Annotated in this window: 22 protein-coding genes; 4 read left to right on the top strand and 18 right to left on the bottom strand. The window is 59.8% G+C overall.

Annotation, left to right across the window (positions count from 1 at the left end; all coding sequences use genetic code 11):
* Positions 1–10: 10 nt before the first annotated feature.
* Entirely contained in the window at positions 11–418 is a 408-nt protein-coding gene (locus HDE79_RS16430) for a DUF779 domain-containing protein (protein ID WP_184603424.1), read from the top strand.
* Between the two features lie 48 nt (positions 419–466).
* Positions 467–790, top strand: coding sequence for an EthD family reductase (locus HDE79_RS16425; protein ID WP_184603421.1), 324 nt, complete (start codon positions 467–469; stop codon positions 788–790).
* 6 nt (positions 791–796) lie between these two features.
* On the opposite strand, the gene HDE79_RS16420 is transcribed toward HDE79_RS16425, so the two are convergent.
* The 10 genes from HDE79_RS16420 to HDE79_RS16370 all read right to left on the bottom strand — a co-directional run bounded on the left by HDE79_RS16420 (position 797) and on the right by HDE79_RS16370 (position 9,868).
* On the bottom strand, positions 797–1,108 hold the full coding sequence (locus HDE79_RS16420; protein ID WP_343205992.1) for a GFA family protein: 312 nt from the start codon (positions 1,106–1,108) through the stop codon (positions 797–799).
* Positions 1,109–1,140: 32 nt separating this feature from the next.
* Positions 1,141–1,317 carry a hypothetical protein gene (locus tag HDE79_RS16415; RefSeq protein ID WP_184603417.1) on the bottom strand — a complete coding sequence of 59 codons (177 nt, stop codon included), beginning with the start codon at positions 1,315–1,317 and terminating at the stop codon, positions 1,141–1,143.
* A gap of 88 nt (positions 1,318–1,405) precedes the next feature.
* Positions 1,406–1,858, bottom strand: coding sequence for a hypothetical protein (locus HDE79_RS16410; protein ID WP_184603415.1), 453 nt, complete (start codon positions 1,856–1,858; stop codon positions 1,406–1,408).
* Between the two features lie 327 nt (positions 1,859–2,185).
* Positions 2,186–2,560 (bottom strand): nuclear transport factor 2 family protein, encoded by a 375-nt coding sequence (locus HDE79_RS16400; protein ID WP_184603412.1) that lies wholly within the window; start codon positions 2,558–2,560, stop codon positions 2,186–2,188.
* Positions 2,561–2,808: 248 nt separating this feature from the next.
* The gene (locus HDE79_RS16395) at positions 2,809–3,063 is read right to left on the bottom strand and encodes a hypothetical protein (RefSeq protein WP_221440206.1); all 255 of its coding nucleotides are present in this window, start codon (positions 3,061–3,063) and stop codon (positions 2,809–2,811) included.
* 286 nt (positions 3,064–3,349) lie between these two features.
* On the bottom strand, positions 3,350–3,772 hold the full coding sequence (locus HDE79_RS16390; protein WP_184603410.1) for an SgcJ/EcaC family oxidoreductase: 423 nt from the start codon (positions 3,770–3,772) through the stop codon (positions 3,350–3,352).
* Between the two features lie 107 nt (positions 3,773–3,879).
* Positions 3,880–4,398, bottom strand: coding sequence for a L,D-transpeptidase (locus HDE79_RS16385; RefSeq protein ID WP_184603402.1), 519 nt, complete (start codon positions 4,396–4,398; stop codon positions 3,880–3,882).
* Between the two features lie 65 nt (positions 4,399–4,463).
* Entirely contained in the window at positions 4,464–4,934 is a 471-nt protein-coding gene (locus HDE79_RS16380) for an isoprenylcysteine carboxylmethyltransferase family protein (protein WP_184603400.1), read from the bottom strand.
* 691 nt (positions 4,935–5,625) lie between these two features.
* Positions 5,626–9,087, bottom strand: a complete 3,462-nt coding sequence (gene mfd, locus HDE79_RS16375; RefSeq protein WP_184603398.1) for a transcription-repair coupling factor — start codon at positions 9,085–9,087, stop codon at positions 5,626–5,628.
* 169 nt (positions 9,088–9,256) lie between these two features.
* Positions 9,257–9,868 (bottom strand): GNAT family N-acetyltransferase, encoded by a 612-nt coding sequence (locus tag HDE79_RS16370; protein WP_184603396.1) that lies wholly within the window; start codon positions 9,866–9,868, stop codon positions 9,257–9,259.
* A 37-nt stretch (positions 9,869–9,905) separates the two neighbouring features.
* On the opposite strand from HDE79_RS16370, the gene HDE79_RS16365 reads away from it, so the two are divergent.
* The gene (locus HDE79_RS16365; RefSeq protein WP_255488459.1) at positions 9,906–10,451 is read left to right on the top strand and encodes an MmcQ/YjbR family DNA-binding protein; all 546 of its coding nucleotides are present in this window, start codon (positions 9,906–9,908) and stop codon (positions 10,449–10,451) included.
* Positions 10,448–10,840: a VOC family protein gene (locus tag HDE79_RS16360; RefSeq protein ID WP_184603394.1), complete on the top strand. Its 393-nt coding sequence runs from the start codon at positions 10,448–10,450 to the stop codon at positions 10,838–10,840. The genes HDE79_RS16365 and HDE79_RS16360 overlap by 4 nt, the downstream gene beginning before the upstream one ends.
* A 25-nt stretch (positions 10,841–10,865) precedes the next feature.
* Here the strand turns inward: HDE79_RS16360 and HDE79_RS16355 are convergent, their stop codons facing one another.
* The 8 genes from HDE79_RS16355 to rlmJ form a co-directional block, all read right to left on the bottom strand.
* Positions 10,866–11,987: a TOBE-like domain-containing protein gene (locus tag HDE79_RS16355; RefSeq protein WP_184603393.1), complete on the bottom strand. Its 1,122-nt coding sequence runs from the start codon at positions 11,985–11,987 to the stop codon at positions 10,866–10,868.
* 8 nt (positions 11,988–11,995) lie between these two features.
* Positions 11,996–12,868 (bottom strand): sulfate ABC transporter permease subunit CysW, encoded by an 873-nt coding sequence (cysW, locus tag HDE79_RS16350; protein WP_184603391.1) that lies wholly within the window; start codon positions 12,866–12,868, stop codon positions 11,996–11,998.
* Positions 12,869–12,892: 24 nt separating this feature from the next.
* A complete protein-coding gene (gene cysT, locus HDE79_RS16345) occupies positions 12,893–13,717 on the bottom strand; it encodes a sulfate ABC transporter permease subunit CysT (protein WP_184603389.1) in 825 nt (274 codons plus the stop codon).
* 5 nt (positions 13,718–13,722) lie between these two features.
* Positions 13,723–14,721 (bottom strand): sulfate ABC transporter substrate-binding protein, encoded by a 999-nt coding sequence (locus HDE79_RS16340; protein ID WP_184603387.1) that lies wholly within the window; start codon positions 14,719–14,721, stop codon positions 13,723–13,725.
* A 153-nt stretch (positions 14,722–14,874) separates the two neighbouring features.
* Complete coding sequence (locus HDE79_RS16335; protein WP_184603385.1) at positions 14,875–15,621, bottom strand: SGNH/GDSL hydrolase family protein; 747 nt, start codon at positions 15,619–15,621, stop codon at positions 14,875–14,877.
* Between the two features lie 25 nt (positions 15,622–15,646).
* Positions 15,647–16,555 carry a cation diffusion facilitator family transporter gene (locus tag HDE79_RS16330; RefSeq protein WP_184603383.1) on the bottom strand — a complete coding sequence of 303 codons (909 nt, stop codon included), beginning with the start codon at positions 16,553–16,555 and terminating at the stop codon, positions 15,647–15,649.
* An 84-nt stretch (positions 16,556–16,639) separates the two neighbouring features.
* A complete protein-coding gene (locus HDE79_RS16325) occupies positions 16,640–17,152 on the bottom strand; it encodes a Slp family lipoprotein (protein ID WP_184603381.1) in 513 nt (170 codons plus the stop codon).
* A gap of 132 nt (positions 17,153–17,284) precedes the next feature.
* Positions 17,285–18,232 (bottom strand): 23S rRNA (adenine(2030)-N(6))-methyltransferase RlmJ, encoded by a 948-nt coding sequence (rlmJ, locus tag HDE79_RS16320; RefSeq protein ID WP_184603665.1) that lies wholly within the window; start codon positions 18,230–18,232, stop codon positions 17,285–17,287.
* Positions 18,233–18,383: the final 151 nt, after the last annotated feature.

The following is an 18,383-nucleotide window of genomic DNA, read 5'->3' as shown; positions in this document are numbered from 1 at the left end:
GGAGACAGCCATGTCTGACGTTCAATCCATCGAGACAACGACCGAGAAACGAGTCGAGAAGGTCCTCGCCACGGCGGCGGCTGATGCATTGATCGAGCGGCTGCGGCAAAAGCATGGTCCGGTGCTGTTCCATCAATCCGGTGGCTGCTGCGATGGCTCCTCGCCGATGTGCTATCCGCAAGACGACTTCATTGTCGGCGATCGTGACGTGCAGCTCGGCGTGATCGCCGGTGCGCCGTTCTACATGAGTCCGTCGCAGTACGAATACTGGAAGCATACCCAGCTGATTATCGACGTCGTCGAGGGGCGCGGCGGCATGTTCTCGCTCGACAATAGTGAGGGCGTGCGCTTTCTCACCCGCTCGCGCCTCTTCACCGACGAAGAGATTGCACAGCTGCAGAAAGACGGCCGATTCTGAGTTCAGCGAATCCGTTTCAGCACGAAAGTCATCAACAGGAGACAGGCAATGGTCAAGGTCAGTGTGATGTATCCCAACGTTCCCGGTGCACGGTTCGACCACACTTACTACAAAGACAAGCACATGCCGCTGGTCAAGCGCCTGATGGGCGACAGCTGCAAGTACTACACAGTCGACAAGGGCATCAACGGCGGCGCTCCCGATGCACCGGCCACGTATGTCGGCATGTGCCACATCTTCAGCGAATCCGCCGAGATCTTTCAGGCCGGCTTTGGCCCACACGCCAAGGAAATTCTCGCCGACATCGCCAACTACACCGACCTCGCGCCGGTGCTGCAGATGAGTGAAGTGGTGGTGGGTTTTCCGGGGTAATCAACGTCACGGCATGCCCGCGCCAACGGTTGCCCGAACGGGAATGCCTGTTGTATCAAAACCTTCAAGGCAGAATACGTTGATGCCAAAAAAATCTGGCGTGATCCGTTTCCTGTGAAAGGGATAGATACCGCAGACTTTGCAGAAGTAGTGTGTCGCAGTAAACGTATGGAACTGATACTGAGTCAATGACTCAGCGCCTGCGAGGAGTTTGAACTGGCTCTCGTGGACCTTGACCATGAGTGCATTCTTGCGCCGACAGATGGAGCAGTCACAGGTCGTGAACTCCGGAAAGTCGGATGCGATTTCGAAGCGCACTGCGCCGCAGTGACAAGACCCCGTGAATGTCTTCAAATCTGCTTGGCCGGAGCTGATAGCGGCTGAGGATTACGACGAAAAAGCCGAAACCAGAAAAAGCTTTCAGCGAGAAGGCCTACTGCAGTAAACACAGCAGCACCCGAGGAAAAGCCAAGAGCGTAAAAGCACATTGCTGTGAGCAGACAGGCAATCGTGACTAGATGCTTCATTGAGTAGCTCCTCATAAAATATTCCAGTGATGCGCAATGCCTGAATCAAGCAGCGCGCAAGATCGTTTTGTTCTGCTGGAATGAGTTGTCAGGTTGCATGGGCATCTCCCTGGATGATTGACTTCAGCGTATCCAATGCCAATGCCTCATCAAGCGTGCTTGCCAGGGTAGCAATATCGTTTGGCACCCAGTTCGGAAAGGGTATCGCTTCTGTGACATGTTTGCCTGACGCCGTGTGCTGCTCAACGAGTTGCGCAATCTGTTCCGGGCGGAAGTGCCCGGCACAGCGAACCAGGGCAGGCCATAACCGCCGATGCACAAGCGTGACTTTGCCAGAGATGAGGCGGCACACAAGAACTTGATCAGACTCATGAACAAGACGCGTGATCTGAAAAATTTCCTTGCCGCGAGGATGAGTCCACCAGCTGCCGCTGATCTTATCGCCAGTGATTGCCTGAACGAGCGAGGGAACCTGGCCGTTGGCCGATTCTAGAACGATGCCGTGCTTCCGGACGAAGGTAATTGCTTCAGCGGGTGTCACAGCAATTCTCCTTTGCAATCTAGCCTTTCCTTCAAGCGGACCGCTGGAGGTGGGGTCGCTTGAAGGAAGGGTCAGGCGTTGGCGCTGATGCTCTCATTGTTCCTCCAACCAATCGACGGCTTCACTTTCGTCTGCAAATGATCGGAATTGGCGACCTCGCTTCGCCTCGCCGATGTACTCGCCAAAGCGCTCGCTAAACGATCTACCAACGTCGAAAACACACGCCACAGCGATTCGATAGTTGACAAGCTTCTGAATGAACTCACCGGCAAACCGATTTTGTAGCTCAAAGAACTCTTCTGGAAGGGTAGGGCCCAAAGCCAGGTTTTAGACCTTCTTGGGAACGCGTTGGGCTGGATCATAGAAGAACGTCTCCTCCGCGATTCGTTCACCCTCCCAGCGCTGGTACGCGAGCTCTTCCATATGTGTGACCGTGCCGTCGGCCCAATCGAAGTGAAAGATCCAGCGAATGACGACTCTGTCGCCGTTCACGAAGACCGGGCGAACGCACTTCGACCATACAGACTTGGCTCGCGCCATGATCTTGTGTTCGTTGGTCACGTGTGCGTCTCTTCCAACCCGCGGAGGCGATTGGTTCTCTTGCATCGAAGAGTCTGCGGTATAGAACTCCTCGCATGCTTCGGCATGGGCATTTTCTTCAACACGTGCGATGAAGCGCTCAAGTGTTACGGTCGTGGGCATTTGCTTCCTTCGGTTGAACGATTAGGGGCTATGGCCTAACGCGCGAATTAAGCGGACCGCCATAGGCGGATCCGCTTGAAGGAAGGGTTAGGCGGCGGTCGCTGAGACACAACCGATCTTCAGGCGGGCGGATTCCGCCACTTACGCTCCACCCGCGTAGAAATACTCCTCGCGTACGATCTTTCCATCCTGAATGGTGAAGAGTCCGACTTCGTCCATCTTCATTCTCTGGCCGGAGGGCTTGTTCGTTACGTCGTATTGAAATCCGACGACGAACCTATTGCCATGGGGCCAAGGACCCGTGACAGAGGCCGAATGGATTTCGTGATTGGCGCTCCACCATTCGCCTTGATGGCGGCAAGGCCTCTTGCTTCTTGTTCTGCGCCTGGCATCGCAATCGCTTCTACGCTTACAGCGTCGGAAGCGTACAACGCCTTCGCCTCATCGTTCTTTCCTTGCTTACAGAGGTCCACCAGTTTGTTGGCAATATCGAGAGTGTTCATACGGTTTCCTTTCGGTCGAAGTGAGAGATTCGAGGGCCCCAAATTGGGGGCCAGGCCTCGTCCCTAGCGATTGTTGACGAGTCACGCTGCATCACCTTCGACGCGGCGCCGTCAAAGAGTCTCCAGCAGACCTGCTGACAGCGTGGTGTCAGGAGAGATTCAGACGAGATGAAAGACGGCTGACGCTTGAATTGAGCGGTGGCGTAGGTCTCCGCTTGGATGAGTATTTAGGCACAAATCCTTCATCGCCTATCAAGGCCTTCGTGCATCTAAGCGAAACGTTACACTAGTTGCGCAAGATTGCCTCACCGGTCCGCGGGTTTGTAAGGGTCACATTCTCAAGCGCCCGAATGCGCCAGATCTGGTTCTGTCTGGTCAACACTGCGAGGATCAACGTATCCACTACGTGTGGTCCGGCCGGGTGGGCGGCGCCGGCCGCTAAGCGACTCCAGAAATGTATGACCGCCGCCCCGTCAGCAATATGAGCGATATCGATTAGCTCGTTCTGGAGCGTAGAGTCGCGATAGATTGTTCCGTGAATGGGAACGTGGAGTGCCACGATCTCTTCAATGCCTCGGACATAGTGCCCGAAACGATTCACGAACGTCGCGTCCTGATCGAATAGGTCACCGAGAGCAGCCATGTCGTGACCGTTCCAGGCAGCTTGGAACGCACCGGGCGCATCTTCAGGTCTTTTCATCTTGGTCATAGGAGATGTGATCGTATGTCTCTTGGATTACTAAGGTGCCTAACGCCTAACGCTGGAGTTAATCGGCGGTGTAGCCTTCCGCCTTGAATGAGTAGTTAAGTTGTAGCCTACTTTAGGATCGTGACCTTGTCCCCAATTTGAACATGCTTGAATAGAAACTCCACATCAGCATTGCTTAATGCGATGCAGCCCCAAGTCCAATCCGATTGTGTGCCGCCGCCGTGAATGAAAATATCACCACCCAAGGGAGTGCCCTGAGGCGGAAGAACATGCTTATTGATCGCTTTCTCAATTGCCGCGAAATCGGTCTGCGAAATCCTGCGGGAGTTTAGACCGATCTGAGCGTCTTGCAGGTTGGGATAGCTTAGGCCTAGCGAGAGATAAAACTGACTCTTGGCATTCTTGTGCGTTACGAAATAGATGCCTTCAGGCGTCTTTCTGTCGCCCTGTGCAGACTTTGCGCCAGTTGGTGACGAACCGAGCGCGATCCTGAAGGTCCGCGAAGCCCCTTGGTCCTGATACAAAAGAGTACGCTTTGCCTTCGAAATAGTTATATCCGCAGCTAAAGCGCTGCCTATAGAATGCATCAGAAAAATAATAGTAAGTGCGTAAACGGGCTTGATCATATTCGGCCTAACGCACGACCGCGCGCTTTCTGCATGGCTCGGCTGGGGCGGCTTGGTGGGGGTGCTTATAGCCATCGGCGCGTTCGCTTCGCGTAGTTTACAAATGCCTCGCCGAACTCTTGCTCTAACTGTACTTCCTCACGCCTGATGAAGCGGTCTATCAAGGGAAGATGCAGAGCGGTGATGGCTAAGGCTGTTACGGAGCCGAGGAGCAGTGCTGCCCCAAAGAACATAAATACATTCCCGCCCAAATAAAGAGGGTTTCGCGAAAACCGATAGGGGCCGGAGGTGATGAGCACCGCTTGAGGTCGCAGCGAAACAACACGCAATCCGTGCTGATAAAAATGGACTGCAGCCCATGTGCGTACGAAGAATCCCAAGGCCAGCAGAGAACACCCTGCGATGCGCGCAACTACCGAAGCGAAAGAAGCTATCCCCAGGAGCGAATCCGCATACGCACCGAGATAGGCAACGAGTAGCGATACCAGCAGGACGCCGATGTTGTGCAGAATGCTTTTGGCAATGACGGCGATCACGGCACCTCTCTTTGGCACACCCAACGCTGGAGTTAGGCGCCACCCGAACTGCTCGGGTTGTGAGAGCCACCTGTTTCAAGCTTACTACTGCAATGCAGGCACTGATTGAAGTAAGGCCAGGCAATGCCAAAAAATGAATCGCCGCCAGATAACTTGACGCTATAGAAGCCACGGCACCGTGGACAACGCCATAGCAACAAGTAGAACATGAGCAAGGCTTCGATTGCGGCAAGGGAATTCAGAAGAGACGGGCGGATTGATGTGCTGAGTAGAAGCATTATTAAGGCAAATAGAAACGGCCACGCAATGCGAGCTATGCGGAAATTTCTTGATTCTGCTCGCGTGATTGCTTGGGTCATTGCCTTTGACGCCTAACGCTAAGTAGACCCCTAAAGTGGGTTGTTGCGCCAAGTATGCAGTCCCCTTTCTGACCGTTCAAGCGGCGAACTCTTACGTCAGATCATGCACTTGCGCTGCAGCGCCATCGTGGTAACCACTCAAATCTACACCCACGTACTCAATCGAGGCGGCCAGGGCGTGCTGAGTCCGTTGGATCGTTGAGGATCACGCGTTGTGTCACCGGCACGTACGAGTTACCTACCATGTCATGCAGTGGCGCACTCTGTGCGTAAGTGCCCCGATGTGATCGTGCAAAAAGCGTCGCGCACAGGGTGCGCTCCTGCACATGTTGTCAGCCCGGCCGTCGTGCACCCAGCACTACCAGCACTTCCTGTGCACTGCGGATGCGTTCAGTGGCGCCTGGCAGATCCAGCGTGATCTTCAGTTTGTCTTGGCCGTCGAGTTTGTAGACGCGTGGCAGGCGCTGGATCAGTTTGATGATGGTCATTGGATCGATCTCCGGATTTTCGCGGAACACGATGCGGCCGCCGTTGGCACCGAAGTCGAGCTTGCGAATGCCGAGCGGCGTGGCCATCAGTTTCAGGGTGGCAACGGCGAACAGTTGCTTGGTCGGATCGGGCAGCAGGCCGAACCTGTCGATCATCTCCACCTGAAGATCGCGCAGCTCGTCTTCGCTGCGCGCGCTGGCGATGCGCTTGTACAAGGTCAGGCGCGCGTGCACGTCGGGCAGGTAATCGTCGGGGATCAGTGCGGGCAGGTGCAGTTCGACCTCGGTTTCGTGCTCGCTGCTGAGGTCGAAGTCCGGGATCTTGCCGGACTTCAGCGCGCGCACGGCGCGATCCAATAGTTCGGTGTAGAGGCCGAAGCCGATTTCCTGGATCTGGCCGGACTGCTCGTCGCCAAGCAACTCGCCCGCACCGCGAATTTCCAGATCGTGCGTGGCCAGGGTGAAGCCGGCACCGAGTTCTTCCAGCGAGGCCAGCGCTTCGAGGCGCTTCTGCGCATCGGCAGTGATCGACTTGCGGTCGGGCACCACGAGATAGGCATACGCGCGATGATGCGAACGGCCGACGCGGCCGCGCAGCTGGTGCAGCTGTGCCAGTCCGAAGCGATCCGCGCGATTGATAATGATGGTGTTGGCGGTCGGGATGTCGATGCCGGTTTCGATGATGGTGGTACACACCAGCACGTTGAAACGCTGGCGATGAAAATCCGCCATCACGCCTTCCAGCTCGCGCTCGGGCATCTGGCCGTGGGCGATGCGAATGCGCGCCTCGGGCACGAGTTCTTCGAGTTCACGCACGGTGCGCTCGATGCTCTCGACTTCGTTGTGCAGAAAATACACCTGGCCGCCGCGCGACAGCTCGCGCTGCAGCGCCTCGCGGATGGTGGCGGGATCCCACGCAGCAATGAAGGTGCGCACGGCTGTGCGGTGCGCTGGCGGTGTGGCAATCAGCGAGAGATCGCGCAGGCCAGCCATCGCCATGTTCAGCGTGCGCGGTATCGGCGTGGCGGTCATGGTGAGTAGGTCGACTTCGGCACGCAGTTTTTTCAGCTGCTCTTTCTGGCGCACGCCAAAACGCTGCTCTTCGTCGACGATCACCAGTCCGAGATTCTTGAACTTGATGTCTGGCTGCAGCAGCTTGTGTGTGCCGACAATCACGTCGATCTGGCCATCGGCGAGACGCTTCAGCGCCTCGTTCACTTCCTTGGTCGAGCGGAAGCGCGACAACACGTCGACGCGTACCGGCCAGTCGGCGAAGCGGTCGGCAAAGTTGCGGTAATGCTGTTGCGCCAGCAAAGTGGTTGGCACCAGCACGGCGACCTGTTTGCCGGCGGTGGCTGTCGCAAACGCGGCGCGCAACGCGACCTCGGTCTTGCCGAAGCCGACGTCGCCGCAGATCACCCGATCCATCGCACGTGGCGCCGCCAGATCGTTGAGCACGGCCTCGATCGCGGTTTCCTGATCGGGCGTTTCCTCGAACGGGAAGGTGCTGCCGAATTCTTCGACCATCTGCCGGTCGATTGGCAGCGATTCGCCGCCGCGGGCCTGCCGCTGCGCGTAGATCGCCAGCAGCTCGGCGGCGACGTCGCGTACTTTCTCTGCGGCTTTCCGGCGCGCGCGTTCCCAGGCATCGCCGCCCAGCGAATGCAGCGGCGCCAGTTCCGGCGCGGTGCCCGAGTAACGGCTGACAAGGCCGAGCTGCGCCACCGGCACGTAGAGCTTGTCGCCCTTGGCGTATTCGATGGTGAGGAACTCGCCATCCATGCCGCCGACATCCATCGACACGAGGCCCTGGTAGCGACCGACGCCGTGATCGACATGCACGATCGGCGCGCCGAGCGTGAGCTCAGTGAGATCGCGGATGATGCTTTCCGGATCGCGCGCGGTGCCGCGTCGGCGTTTGCGATCGCGCTCGCTGCGCACGCGCTCGCCGTAAAGCTCGCGCTCGGTGAGTACGGTGATAGCCGGCTTGGTCAGCGCAAAGCCCTGTTCCATGCCGGCGATGACGATGCCGAAACGTGCATCGGACGCGTCATTCAAGAAAGCCGACCAGCTGTCGGTGTTCGCGGGCTTCATGCCGGCCGTCGCCAGCGTCTCGATCAGCGCCTCGCGACGGCCCGCTGAATCGGCAGCGATCAGCACGCGGCCCTTGTAGCTCTGCATGAAGTGCTGCAGTGACGTGCCGGGCTCCTCACCCTTGCGGTTGAGTGGCACGTCTGGCGCCGGCTGCGTGCCGGTGTTGATGGCATGCTCGTGATCGCCGGCGACCACTTCCACACGCAAGCGCTTGTTGAGCTGTTCGCGCAGGGCTTCCGGTGGCAGATAGATTTCCGCTGGCGGCAGTACCGGGCGCTCGATGTCATGCGCGCGCTGGTCGTAGCGTTCGGAGGTCTGTGTCCAGAACTGTTCGGAGGCTTCGGCCACGCCTTCGCCCAGCACGAACAGCGCATCGTCGGCGAGGTAGTCGAACAGCGTCGCGGTCTGCTTGAAGAACAGCGGCAGGTAGTACTCGATGCCGCCAGGCGTCACGCCTTCCTTCATGTCCTGGTAGAGCGGGCAGCGACGGACGTCGATCGGAAAACGTTCGCGCAGGTTGCCGCGGAAATCCTTGGCGGCTGCCTCGGTCAACGGAAACTCGCGTGCGGGCAGCAGCTCGATTTTTTCGACCTGCTGCTGCGAGCGTTGGGTCTCCGGGTCGAAGCTGCGGATCGACTCCACTTCATCGTCGAACAGCTCGATGCGGTACGGCTCGCTGGTGCCCATCGGAAAGATGTCGATCAGCGCGCCGCGCACGGCAAAGTCGCCGGGCTCGGCCACCTGTGGCACGTTGCGGTAGCCCGACGCTTCCAGCCGGCGTTGCTCGGCGATGATGTCGAGTTTCTGCCCTTTGCTCAGTACCAGCCCGGAGCCGGTGATATGCGCGCGCGGCGCGATGCGCTGCATCAGCGTGGCCACCGGTACCACCAGCACGCCGCGCTTTACGCTGGGCAGCTGGTAGAGCGTGGCGATGCGCTGCGAGACCACTTCGGGGTGCGGGCTGAAGACGTCGTAAGGCAGCGTTTCCCAATCGGGAAAATGCAGCACGGGCAGGCCGCCCGCAAAGAGTTTCAATTCGGCTTCCAGCGCATGTGCGCGCTGGGTATCGCGTGTGACGGCGACCAGCAGGCCTTGATGCGAACGTGCCGATTCGGCGATCAGCAGCGCGCGCGCCGAGCCGTGCGGCGGCGTCCAGTAACGGCGCTGCTTGGGCGTGGTGGGCAGGGGAGGATGCGGGATCAAGGCTGACATAGAGAACGCTTATTTCGGGACGCGACCGGCAGGTCGCGTCTGGGTAAGCGGACAAGTGTAGCTTGCCGATGGCAATCGGCTGACCATGCAGGAAGATCGCGCGGGCAAAAGTCGCAGCTCAGCAACGCGAAGCGGGCTGCGAAGCCAGGTCGCCGGAAGAGCAGGCTTTCTAGACGAGGCGCAGCGTGATCTGCGCGACACCGGGTTCGTTGTCCATGCGGCGACGGACAAAACCCAGTGTCTTGCACAGATCCAGCATTGGCCGGTTTTCCAGCAGCACGTAGCCCCAGATTTCGGCCAAGCCGCGGTGGCGGCAGTCGTCGACCAGGCGTTGCATCAGCAAGGCGCCGAGGCCGAGACGGGTCCAGTTCTTTTCGACCAGTACCGAAAACTCAGCGCTGTCGGCGGCCTGGTCCACATAGATACGCCCGACGCCGCGGATCTCGCCCGGAACCACCGTTTCGTCCACCAGCACCAGCGCGGTCTCGATGGTCGAGTCGATCTGGCATAACCGCTGCGCCATCGGCGTGGGCAGTTCGGACATGGCATGCAGAAAGCGGCGGCGGACGTCCTCCGGCGAAAGCCGCAGAAAACAGCGCTGCAAGGATTCAATGTCGTTTGGCGCGATGCTGCGCAGGTGCAGCTTGCGACCGTCCTGGATGGAGACGAGCTCGCCCGAGATGGCTCGAACCAGGCGCGGCGCAAAACGCTCACGCGCCGGCGGCCGAAGCGAGGCCTCATCCGGCGGCGTGGAGAAATCGATGGCGGGTAAGGAAAGCATTTCCATACTCTAGCGTATTTGGTGCGACGCAACATGAATGAAGGCCTTTCAAACAAGGGGGTTAGCCGCTAAGGCGCGCCGTGTGCAGGCTGCTTGCCGGGTAGTTGAATCGGTCTCAAACCGCTGGGCGGCCGTGGCTTTGCCAGCCACAATGGGCTCTTCGACGGATCTTTGCGCGGGAGCAGGCATGGGCAAGACCACGGGCATGACGGCACAGCAGCTGGAAGCGTTCTGCGGCCACTGGCCGGGCGTAACGCGCGACATCAAATGGGAAACCAATCTCGTGCTCAGCGTAGGCGGCAAAATGTTCGCGATGACGCCAGCAGATGGCAGCGATGGCGGCCGGCTATGGTGCAAGGTGGAAGACGCGCGGTTTTTGGAACTGACGGATCAGCCGGGTATCATGCCCGCCCCGTATCTGGCGCGTGCCCACTGGATATCGATAACCGAGCCACGGCGCTTCGCCAGTGCCGAGCTTGAGGGCTTTATCCGCGACGCGTATGTGTTGGTGCGGGCCAAGCTGACCAAAAAATTGCAGGCGGAGCTCGGTCCGCTGCCGACCATCAAGGTAAACAAGAAATGACGCAACATCTTGGCGCACTCGCGCTACTGGTCGCGGACTATGACGAGGCGATCGCCTGGTACACCCGTGCACTGGGTTTCGAGCTGATCGAAGACACCGACATGGGCCAAGGCAAACGCTGGGTCCTGCTCGCCCCACCGGGCTCGAAGGAAACCCGCCTGTTGCTGGCCAAGGCCAAGGGTGACGAACAAGCCTCTCGCGTCGGCAATCAGACTGGTGGCCGCGTATTCCTGCTGCTGAACACCGACGACTTCGAACGTGACTGGCAGCGCATGTGCGCCGAAGGCGTGCACTTTCGCGAAGAACCGCGCCATGAGGCGTACGGCACCGTCGCGGTATTCGATGATTTATACGGCAATGGCTGGGATTTGCTGGAGCTGAAGAAGTAGGGCGATCGGTTCGCTGCTCTGTGGTCTAGGCGAAAATCGTGCTTTGCGCTTGCCACATCCAGCGATCTTGCACGGTTGCGTCATCGCCGGGTTTGTCGATGGCGAACACTACGGCGCTGCGCGGTGCGACGCGCAGATCGACTCCGGTTTGCAGACCGAGCCTGGCAACGTCTTCGCCGGCGATGTCGGCTTCCAGGGTCTGGTCGATTGCTGGAACGTAGAGTTCCAGATGCACCACGCTGCCGGCCAGGTAGATGTGGCGCAGGTGGGCGATCCAGGCGGGCTGGTTTGCGGGTACGCCTAGCGCAAGATGTTCGGGACGCACGTAGGCGGTGGCGTGTGCGTGTCGGCCGTGCCACGGGTCGCCATCGAGCACCCATTCACCCGCAGCGAGTTTGCCATCAGTGCAGGTTACGGGCAGCTTGTTGACCTTGCCGATGAATTCGCAGACGAATGGCGTGGCTGGCTGTTGATAGATCGCCTCGGGCGTGCCGACTTGTTCGATGCGGCCACGATTCATCACGGCAATACGGTCGGCGAGTTCCAGCGCTTCTTCCTGATCATGGGTGACGAAGATGGTGGTGAGTTTCAGGTCTTCGTGCAGTTCGCGTAGCCAGCGGCGCAGGGTCAGGCGGACCTGGGCATCGAGTGCGCCAAAGGGCTCGTCGAGTAGCAGCAGGTCGGGCTCCACTGCCAGCGCGCGCGCCAGGGCTACGCGTTGGCGCTGGCCGCCGGACAGCTGGGTGGGATAGCGATGGCCATAGCCATCCAGCTGCACGCGCTTGAGCAGCTGATCTACGCGTTCGGTAATGGCGGCCTTGGACGGCCGAAGCTTGCGCTTGCGCACGCGCAGGCCAAAGGCGACGTTCTCGGCAACGGTGAGGTGGCGGAATAGCGCGTAGTGCTGAAACACCAGCCCGATCTTGCGTTCGCGTGCCTGTGCGGCGAGAAAGTTATGGCCGTCTAGATGCACACTGCCGGCGTCGGGATAATCCAGCCCGGCGAGTATGCGCAGCAGCGTGGTCTTGCCCGAGCCGGAGGGCCCGAGCAGGGCAAGGAATTCGCCGGGCGCAATCGACAGACTGACATCGTCCAGTGCGGGGAAGTCAGTAAAGCGGCGGCTGAGATGGGAAAGTTCGAGAGTCATCGATGGTCTCAGTGGCTGCCGGGCGCATGTGTGGCGATCTCATCGCCGTAGTGCCATTCCAGCAGCGTCTTGATCGCCAGCGTCAGCAGCGCGAGCAGCGCCAGCAACGAGGCAATAGCGAAAGCGCCGACGTAGTCGTACTCGTTGTAGCGCATCTCCACCTCCAGCGGCATGGTGGTGGTGAGTCCGCGGATATGGCCGGAGACGACCGATACCGCGCCGAACTCGCCCATCGCACGGGCGTTGCTCAACAGCACACCATAAAGGAGTGCCCAGCGGATGTTGGGTAGCGTGACCCGGAAAAACATCTGCCAGCCACCGGCGCCGAGCACGCGCGCGGCTTCCTCCTCGTCGCTGCCCTGTGCCTGCATCAGCGGAATCAGCTCTCGCGCGACAAAGGGCAGGGTGATGAAGATGGTCGCCAATACCAGCCCTGGTACCGCAAAAATGATCTTGACGTTATGTGCATCCAACCACGGTCCGAACCAACCCTGCGCGCCGAACAGCAGCACGTAGACCAGGCCGGAGATGACCGGTGATATCGAAAACGGCAGATCGATGAAGGCACCCAGCAGTGCCTTGCCGCGAAACTCGAAACGCGCCATCGCCCACGCCGCGGCCACACCGAAAACAATGTTCAACGGCACGGCGATCACCGCCACCAGCAAGGTCAGACGAATCGCGGAAAGCGCTTCCGGCTGGTTGATGCTCGAAAGATAGACATGCATGCCCTGGCGAAACGCCTCGACGAAAACCACGCTCAGCGGCAGCACCAGAAACACGGCGAGAAAGCTTACGGCGACGAGAATCAGCAGCGCGCGTCCGATCTTTCTCGGCCAGTGCGGCTGGCGCTTTTGCAGGCGTATCGACTGTGCATTCATCGTTTCGCGTTCATCAGTTCAGACTCATCGCGTCTGCTCCGCCCAGCGCCGGCTCCATCGCTGCAGCAGTGAAATGACGATCAGCAGCACGAATGAGGCAATCAGCATCACCATACCCAGGGCTGCAGCGCTGGCGTAATCGAATTCCTCCAACTTCTCCACGATCAGCAGCGGCGCAATTTCCGAGCGCATCGGGATATTGCCGGCGATAAAGATCACGGAGCCGTATTCGCCCACGGCCCTGGCCAGCGCTAGCGCAAAGCCGGTCAGCAGCGTCGGGAACAGCATTGGCAGGATCACCCGAAAGAAGGTTTGCAGGTGCGAAGCGCCGAGACTCTCGGCCGCTTCTTCCACATCACGATCCAGTGACTCCAGCACCGGTTGCAGCGTCCGCACCACGAACGGAAAGCCGACGAAGACCATCGCCAGGATCACGCCCGGTGGTGCGTAGGCAATCTGGATGCCGTGCGGCACCAGCCATTGCCCGAGCCAGCCGTTGGGCGCATACAGCGCCGTCAGTGCGATACCGGCAACCGCTGTCGGCAAGGCGAAAGGCAGGTCGACCAGCGCATCAAGAAAGCGCCGCCCGGGGAAGCGGTAGCGCACCAACACCCAGGCAACCAGCAGGCCGACGACAGCATTGACGACCGCCGCAAAAGTGGCGCCGACAAAACTCAGCTTGAGCGCTGCAAACGTGCGTGGCGAACTCAGCAGGCGGATCAAACCGTGCAAACCGATGCCCGATGCTTTCCATGCCAGCGCTGCCAGCGGCAGCAGCACGATCAGGCCCAGATACGCCAGCGCATAGCCCAGACTGAGCCCGAAGCCGGGCAGGATGCGCCGACGCATGCGTCTCAGTGCCCGGGGCCGATCTGGTCGAAGATGGCACCATCGGCAAAGAACTTCGTCTGCGCCTGACGCCAGCCACCGAACTCGTCGTCGATGGTAAACGTGTTGACCTTGGGGAACTGGGCGGCGAACTGCGCGGACACCGCCGGCAGGCGCGGACGGTAGAAACTCTTGGCCTCGATCGTCTGGCCTTCGGGTGAATAGAGAAACTTCACGTACGCCTCGGCGACGGCGCGCGTGCCGTGCTTGTCGACATTACTATCAACTACTGCTACCGGCGGTTCGGCCAGGATGCTGATGGACGGCACCACGATATCGAAGGTGCCTTTGCCCATCTCCTGTTGTGCCAGCAACGCCTCGCTTTCCCACGCGACCAGCACATCACCCACGCCGCGCTGCGCGAACGTATTGGTGGAACCGCGCGCACCGGTGTCGAGTACCGGCACGTGCTGGTACAGCGCCTGCACATAGGCCTTGGCCTTGGCTTCATTGCCGCCGGGCTGTTTCAACGCATAGCCCCATGCGGCGAGAAAATTCCAGCGCGCGCCGCCGGAGGTTTTCGGATTTGGCGTAATCACCTGGACGCCGGGCTTGATCAGATCTGCCCAATCCTTGATGCCCTTCGGATTGCCCTTGCGCACCAGGAATACGATGGTCGAGGTGTACGGCGAGGAGTTGTCGGGCAAACGTTTCTGCCAATCCTTGGCGAGCAGCCCGCGATCGGATATCGCGTCGATGTCATAGGCCAGCGCCAGTGTCACGATATCGGCCGGCAGGCCTTCAACTACCGAGCGCGCCTGTTTACCGGAGCCACCATGCGACATCTGGATCGTTACGTTGTCGCCATGCTGCGCTTTCCACTGCGTGGCGAACGCGGCATTGATATCGCGGTACAACTCGCGGGTGGGATCGTAGGACACGTTGAGCAGCGTCACGTCCTTCGCATGCAGCGATGTTATTGTCAGTGTCGCCAGCAGGGCTAGCATTGTTCCGAACTTTTTCATCGTCGTTTCCCTTTGGCAGCTCGACTCGCCAGCGTAACCAACGAGCGGCCCGTCGCGAAATGGCCAAACACCATGTGTTTATACCCGATCGTTATGCGGGATGGCTGGTGAAAGCGCTATTCCGGAATGCGTCATTAGTGTTTATCGTCTCGATTAGTGCGCCAGCGCCTGATCGATCGCTTGTTGGGCCAGCGGTGTCATGACGGCGTAACCGGCGGTATTCGGATGCAAGCCATCGATCGTGAAATCTTTCTTCAGCGCCTTGTTGGCATCGAGCAGGGCCGGGTAGTAGTCGAGGTAGATAAAGCGTTCACGCGCTGCGTAGGACTTTATCCATGCGTTGAGCGCCAGGATTTCCTCGGGTGGGCGAGCTTTCGTCTGGTTGGGTTGAATGTAATCACTCACTGGCGTGAGCGATGCCAACACGACCTTGATGCCGTTGGCGCGTGCGAGTTCGGCCATGGATGTGAGATTGTCTTCGACCATTTTGAGTGTGGTCGGACCGGCATTATTCGCAATATCGTTGGTGCCGCCCAGAATCACGACGACGCGAGGCTCCAACGCGATGACGTCGGGGCGAAAGCGAACCAGCATCTGCGCGGTAACCTGACCACCAATACCCCGGTTTACATAAGGCTTGCCAGGAAAAAAGACACCCTGCAGGCGGCCCCAGATATCGGTAATGGAGTCACCTATAAAAACCACGCGCGGCTCGCCCTTTGTGGGTTTTGGCAGTGCCGCGTTTTCGTTGCGGTAGCGCGCAAGCTGCGGCCAGTCGGCCAGCAATTTTTCATCGGCCTGAATTTTCTCTGCAATCGCTTGCGGTGACGGTGCAGGGGCTTGCGCCATCGCCAATCCGCTATAAAAAACTGCGGCGAGAATCGTGATGTGTTTTCTCATGGCGAATAGGTCCATCGGTTGCAATTCAATCGGTAAAATCGGGTTCGAAGAAACTCCAGCGCACGTCGTCGAACTCGGTTTTCATCGCCCGTTCGACGGTGTTGATCGCGTCGATCAGGCCGCGCGAGTCGGTGGTGGGCGCCATCAGTGCCTTGACGGCGACCATTACATCGGGGCCCATCTGCAGGGTGATCAGGTTGAGTACTTTGGATATCTCAGGGCGCGCTTCGAGGAAGGTGAGCAGTTCGGCGCGACGCTGGGGTTCGACGCCCTGGCCGATAAGCAAGGCCTTTACCTCGATGGCCAACAGAACGGCGACGACGACCAGCAGCACACCGATGGCAATGGTGCCTACCGCGTCGTAAATGATGTTACCGGTCGCCATGGTCGTGCCGATGGCGATGGCGGCGAAGCACAGGCCGAGCAGGGCCGCCAGATCTTCTCCGAAGATCACCAGCAGTTCGCTGGAGCGCGTCTCACGAAACCAACGCCACAGGCTGCGGCTGGCACGTGCCTTGTTGACTTCGACCAGGCAGCCGCGCATGGAAATGCTTTCTGCAACGATGCCGAATACGAGCACGCCCAGCGCCAGCCAAGGCCACTTCAGCGGCTCCGGATTCGTGAGTTTGTGCACGCCTTCATACACCGAAAACATGCCGCCGACCGAGAAAAGCAGGATCGCCACCAGGAACGACCAGAAGTACAGCGCACGGCCCCAGCCCAGCGGATATTCCGATGACGCCGGCCGTTTCGCCTGACGCATGCCGAGCAGCAGCAAACCCTGGTTGCCGCAGTCGGCGAGCGAGTGCACCGCCTCGGCCATCATGGCGCCAGAACCGGTGATGAAGGCTGCCGCCAACTTGGTTACGAAGATCGCGAAGTTCGCGCCGAGCGCGAGCAGAATGGCCCTCAGCGAGTTGGCGTTACCGGACATGCGATTCCCTTGGACTGATGGGTTCTACGTGGTTCAAGCGGTGACGCATGGCAGCGCGCACCGCTGTCGATGGCTGCGGTGCGATCAATGAATGCCGACGCCGACACCCAGGCCGAAGCTGACATTGCTGCGACCCTGCTGCATTTCCTTCTGCGTCCACACATGCGACTGGGCGACGTTGACCAGCGGGAACACGTAATCGGCTTCACCGACCTTGCCGGCATGGCTGCCGTTGAGCTTGCCGCTAACCGTGATCAGCGAGCCACTCGGATAATCCAGTGGCTCCACATAGCCGCTCATCACCACGATGAAGCGACCGTTGCCGCTGTCATTCGCTTTCGGCCGCTGCGAGCTATCCAGTGGATAGGCCAACACTTCGACTTCGCTGTGATCGGACAGGTTGGTGACCTGCACGATGCGTCCACCCCAGATCACGTCGCCGCTGGTATAGCGCTCGGGCGTTTGCGACACCTGCATGGGCGTGACGATCACGGCGCCGGGCGCGGCCTTGTAAATCGGTGCGGGCGCGCAGGCGACAAGGACCACGGCGACCAGCGGGCCGAACAACCGACAGACGTAATGAGCAGTGCTATGCATGACCGAGCTCCAATAAACATGGCGAAGAAACCCGACTGTTCCAGCTGGATCAGCCAGTCTGGTGGTGAAAGCTACAACATGAGGCGTTGGAACAGCGTGTATCGTCAACGAGCGTTATCGCGCCGGACCGGATTAGCGCGGCCGACGCGTTCGTGGCTCGGGTGCGAGCCGGGAGCGGGGCAGTGGACTGGCGACGGGCGGCTCATCGCCCTCCTGCAACAGCCAGTCCAGCTTCCAATCAGCGGGATGGTCCTTGGATAGCAGTCGCGCCATGGCCCGTAGTGAATCGCGCAGCACATCGTCGAGTTTCCACGGCGCGTTCAGAATCACCATGCCGGAGCCATTCAAGCGCAGCGGGGAATCGTCCGGATGCACCATCAGTTCGGCGCGCAGCACGCGCTTGGCACCGCTGCGCGGCAGCCAACGCAGGAACGGCTGCACCTGGCTGCGCAGCTTGATCGGATACCAGATGGCGTACACGCCGGTCGGCCAGCGCTGCATGCAGGACTTGATCGCCTGTTCGAGCTGCTTGTACTCGGCCTCCTGCGCTTCATACGGCGGATCGATCAGCACCAGGCCGCGCTTTTCCTTCGGTGGCAGCAACGCTTTAAGCGCCTCGTAGCCATTGCGCTGGTGGGTGTGGATGCGCGCGTCGCGATGGAATAGCTCGGCGAGGCGGGTGGCTTCTTCAGGGTGCAGTTCGCACAGCTGGGCGCTGTCCTCGGCGCGTATCGCCTGGGCGATCTGCAGTGGCGAGCCGGGATAGAGCTTGAGGCCGTCCTCGTTGCCCGGAATGGCCAGCACGCTGTCCAACCAGCGGCGCAGCAGCGGTGGCAGGCTGGCGGCATCGGCCTTGCCACCGTGCAGATCGGGGTAGAGCAGCCGTGAAATGCCGTCCTTGAACTCGCCGGTCTTGGCGGCCTCCCTGCTGTCCAGCGCATAGCAGCCGCTACCGGCATGCGTCTCGATGACGCAGAACGGCGTTGGCTTGCTGCGCATCGCCTCGATCAAGGCAAGCAGCACGGTGTGTTTCAGGACATCGGCGAAGTTGCCGGCGTGATAGGCGTGGCGATAATTCATGGCGATCACGGCATGCGGGATGCTCCAGTATAGAGGGCTGGGCACGGCATCCCCGTTCAAGCAGTTGAGCGCTGGCGGCGCAACGCCTAAGCTGTAGCGGTGAACCGATCACTTCGCCATGTCAAACGCTCGCCATTCCTTCGGGTTCTGG

Source organism: Rhodanobacter sp. MP1X3 (assembly GCF_014207165.1).
GTDB lineage: Bacteria > Pseudomonadota > Gammaproteobacteria > Xanthomonadales > Rhodanobacteraceae > Rhodanobacter.
Note: the sequence above shows the minus strand (reverse complement) of the source record. Positions and strands in the feature narration are given on the sequence as shown.

Bases quoted from the DNA above. Each gene is read 5' to 3' on its own strand.
- HDE79_RS16430 (WP_184603424.1), top strand. From the start codon at position 11: ATGTCTGACGTTCAATCCATCGAGACAACGACCGAGAAACGAGTCGAG.
- HDE79_RS16425 (WP_184603421.1), top strand. From the start codon at position 467: ATGGTCAAGGTCAGTGTGATGTATCCCAACGTTCCCGGTGCACGGTTC.
- HDE79_RS16415 (WP_184603417.1), bottom strand. From the start codon at position 1,317: ATGAAGCATCTAGTCACGATTGCCTGTCTGCTCACAGCAATGTGCTTT.
- HDE79_RS16400 (WP_184603412.1), bottom strand. From the start codon at position 2,560: ATGCCCACGACCGTAACACTTGAGCGCTTCATCGCACGTGTTGAAGAA.
- HDE79_RS16395 (WP_221440206.1), bottom strand. From the start codon at position 3,063: ATGAACACTCTCGATATTGCCAACAAACTGGTGGACCTCTGTAAGCAA.
- HDE79_RS16390 (WP_184603410.1), bottom strand. From the start codon at position 3,772: ATGACCAAGATGAAAAGACCTGAAGATGCGCCCGGTGCGTTCCAAGCT.
- HDE79_RS16385 (WP_184603402.1), bottom strand. From the start codon at position 4,398: ATGATCAAGCCCGTTTACGCACTTACTATTATTTTTCTGATGCATTCT.
- mfd (WP_184603398.1), bottom strand. From the start codon at position 9,087: ATGTCAGCCTTGATCCCGCATCCTCCCCTGCCCACCACGCCCAAGCAG.
- HDE79_RS16370 (WP_184603396.1), bottom strand. From the start codon at position 9,868: ATGCTTTCCTTACCCGCCATCGATTTCTCCACGCCGCCGGATGAGGCC.
- HDE79_RS16365 (WP_255488459.1), top strand. From the start codon at position 9,906: ATGAAGGCCTTTCAAACAAGGGGGTTAGCCGCTAAGGCGCGCCGTGTG.
- HDE79_RS16360 (WP_184603394.1), top strand. From the start codon at position 10,448: ATGACGCAACATCTTGGCGCACTCGCGCTACTGGTCGCGGACTATGAC.
- HDE79_RS16355 (WP_184603393.1), bottom strand. From the start codon at position 11,987: ATGACTCTCGAACTTTCCCATCTCAGCCGCCGCTTTACTGACTTCCCC.
- cysW (WP_184603391.1), bottom strand. From the start codon at position 12,868: ATGAATGCACAGTCGATACGCCTGCAAAAGCGCCAGCCGCACTGGCCG.
- cysT (WP_184603389.1), bottom strand. From the start codon at position 13,717: ATGCGTCGGCGCATCCTGCCCGGCTTCGGGCTCAGTCTGGGCTATGCG.
- HDE79_RS16340 (WP_184603387.1), bottom strand. From the start codon at position 14,721: ATGAAAAAGTTCGGAACAATGCTAGCCCTGCTGGCGACACTGACAATA.
- HDE79_RS16335 (WP_184603385.1), bottom strand. From the start codon at position 15,621: ATGAGAAAACACATCACGATTCTCGCCGCAGTTTTTTATAGCGGATTG.
- HDE79_RS16330 (WP_184603383.1), bottom strand. From the start codon at position 16,555: ATGTCCGGTAACGCCAACTCGCTGAGGGCCATTCTGCTCGCGCTCGGC.
- HDE79_RS16325 (WP_184603381.1), bottom strand. From the start codon at position 17,152: ATGCATAGCACTGCTCATTACGTCTGTCGGTTGTTCGGCCCGCTGGTC.
- rlmJ (WP_184603665.1), bottom strand. From the start codon at position 18,232: ATGAATTATCGCCACGCCTATCACGCCGGCAACTTCGCCGATGTCCTG.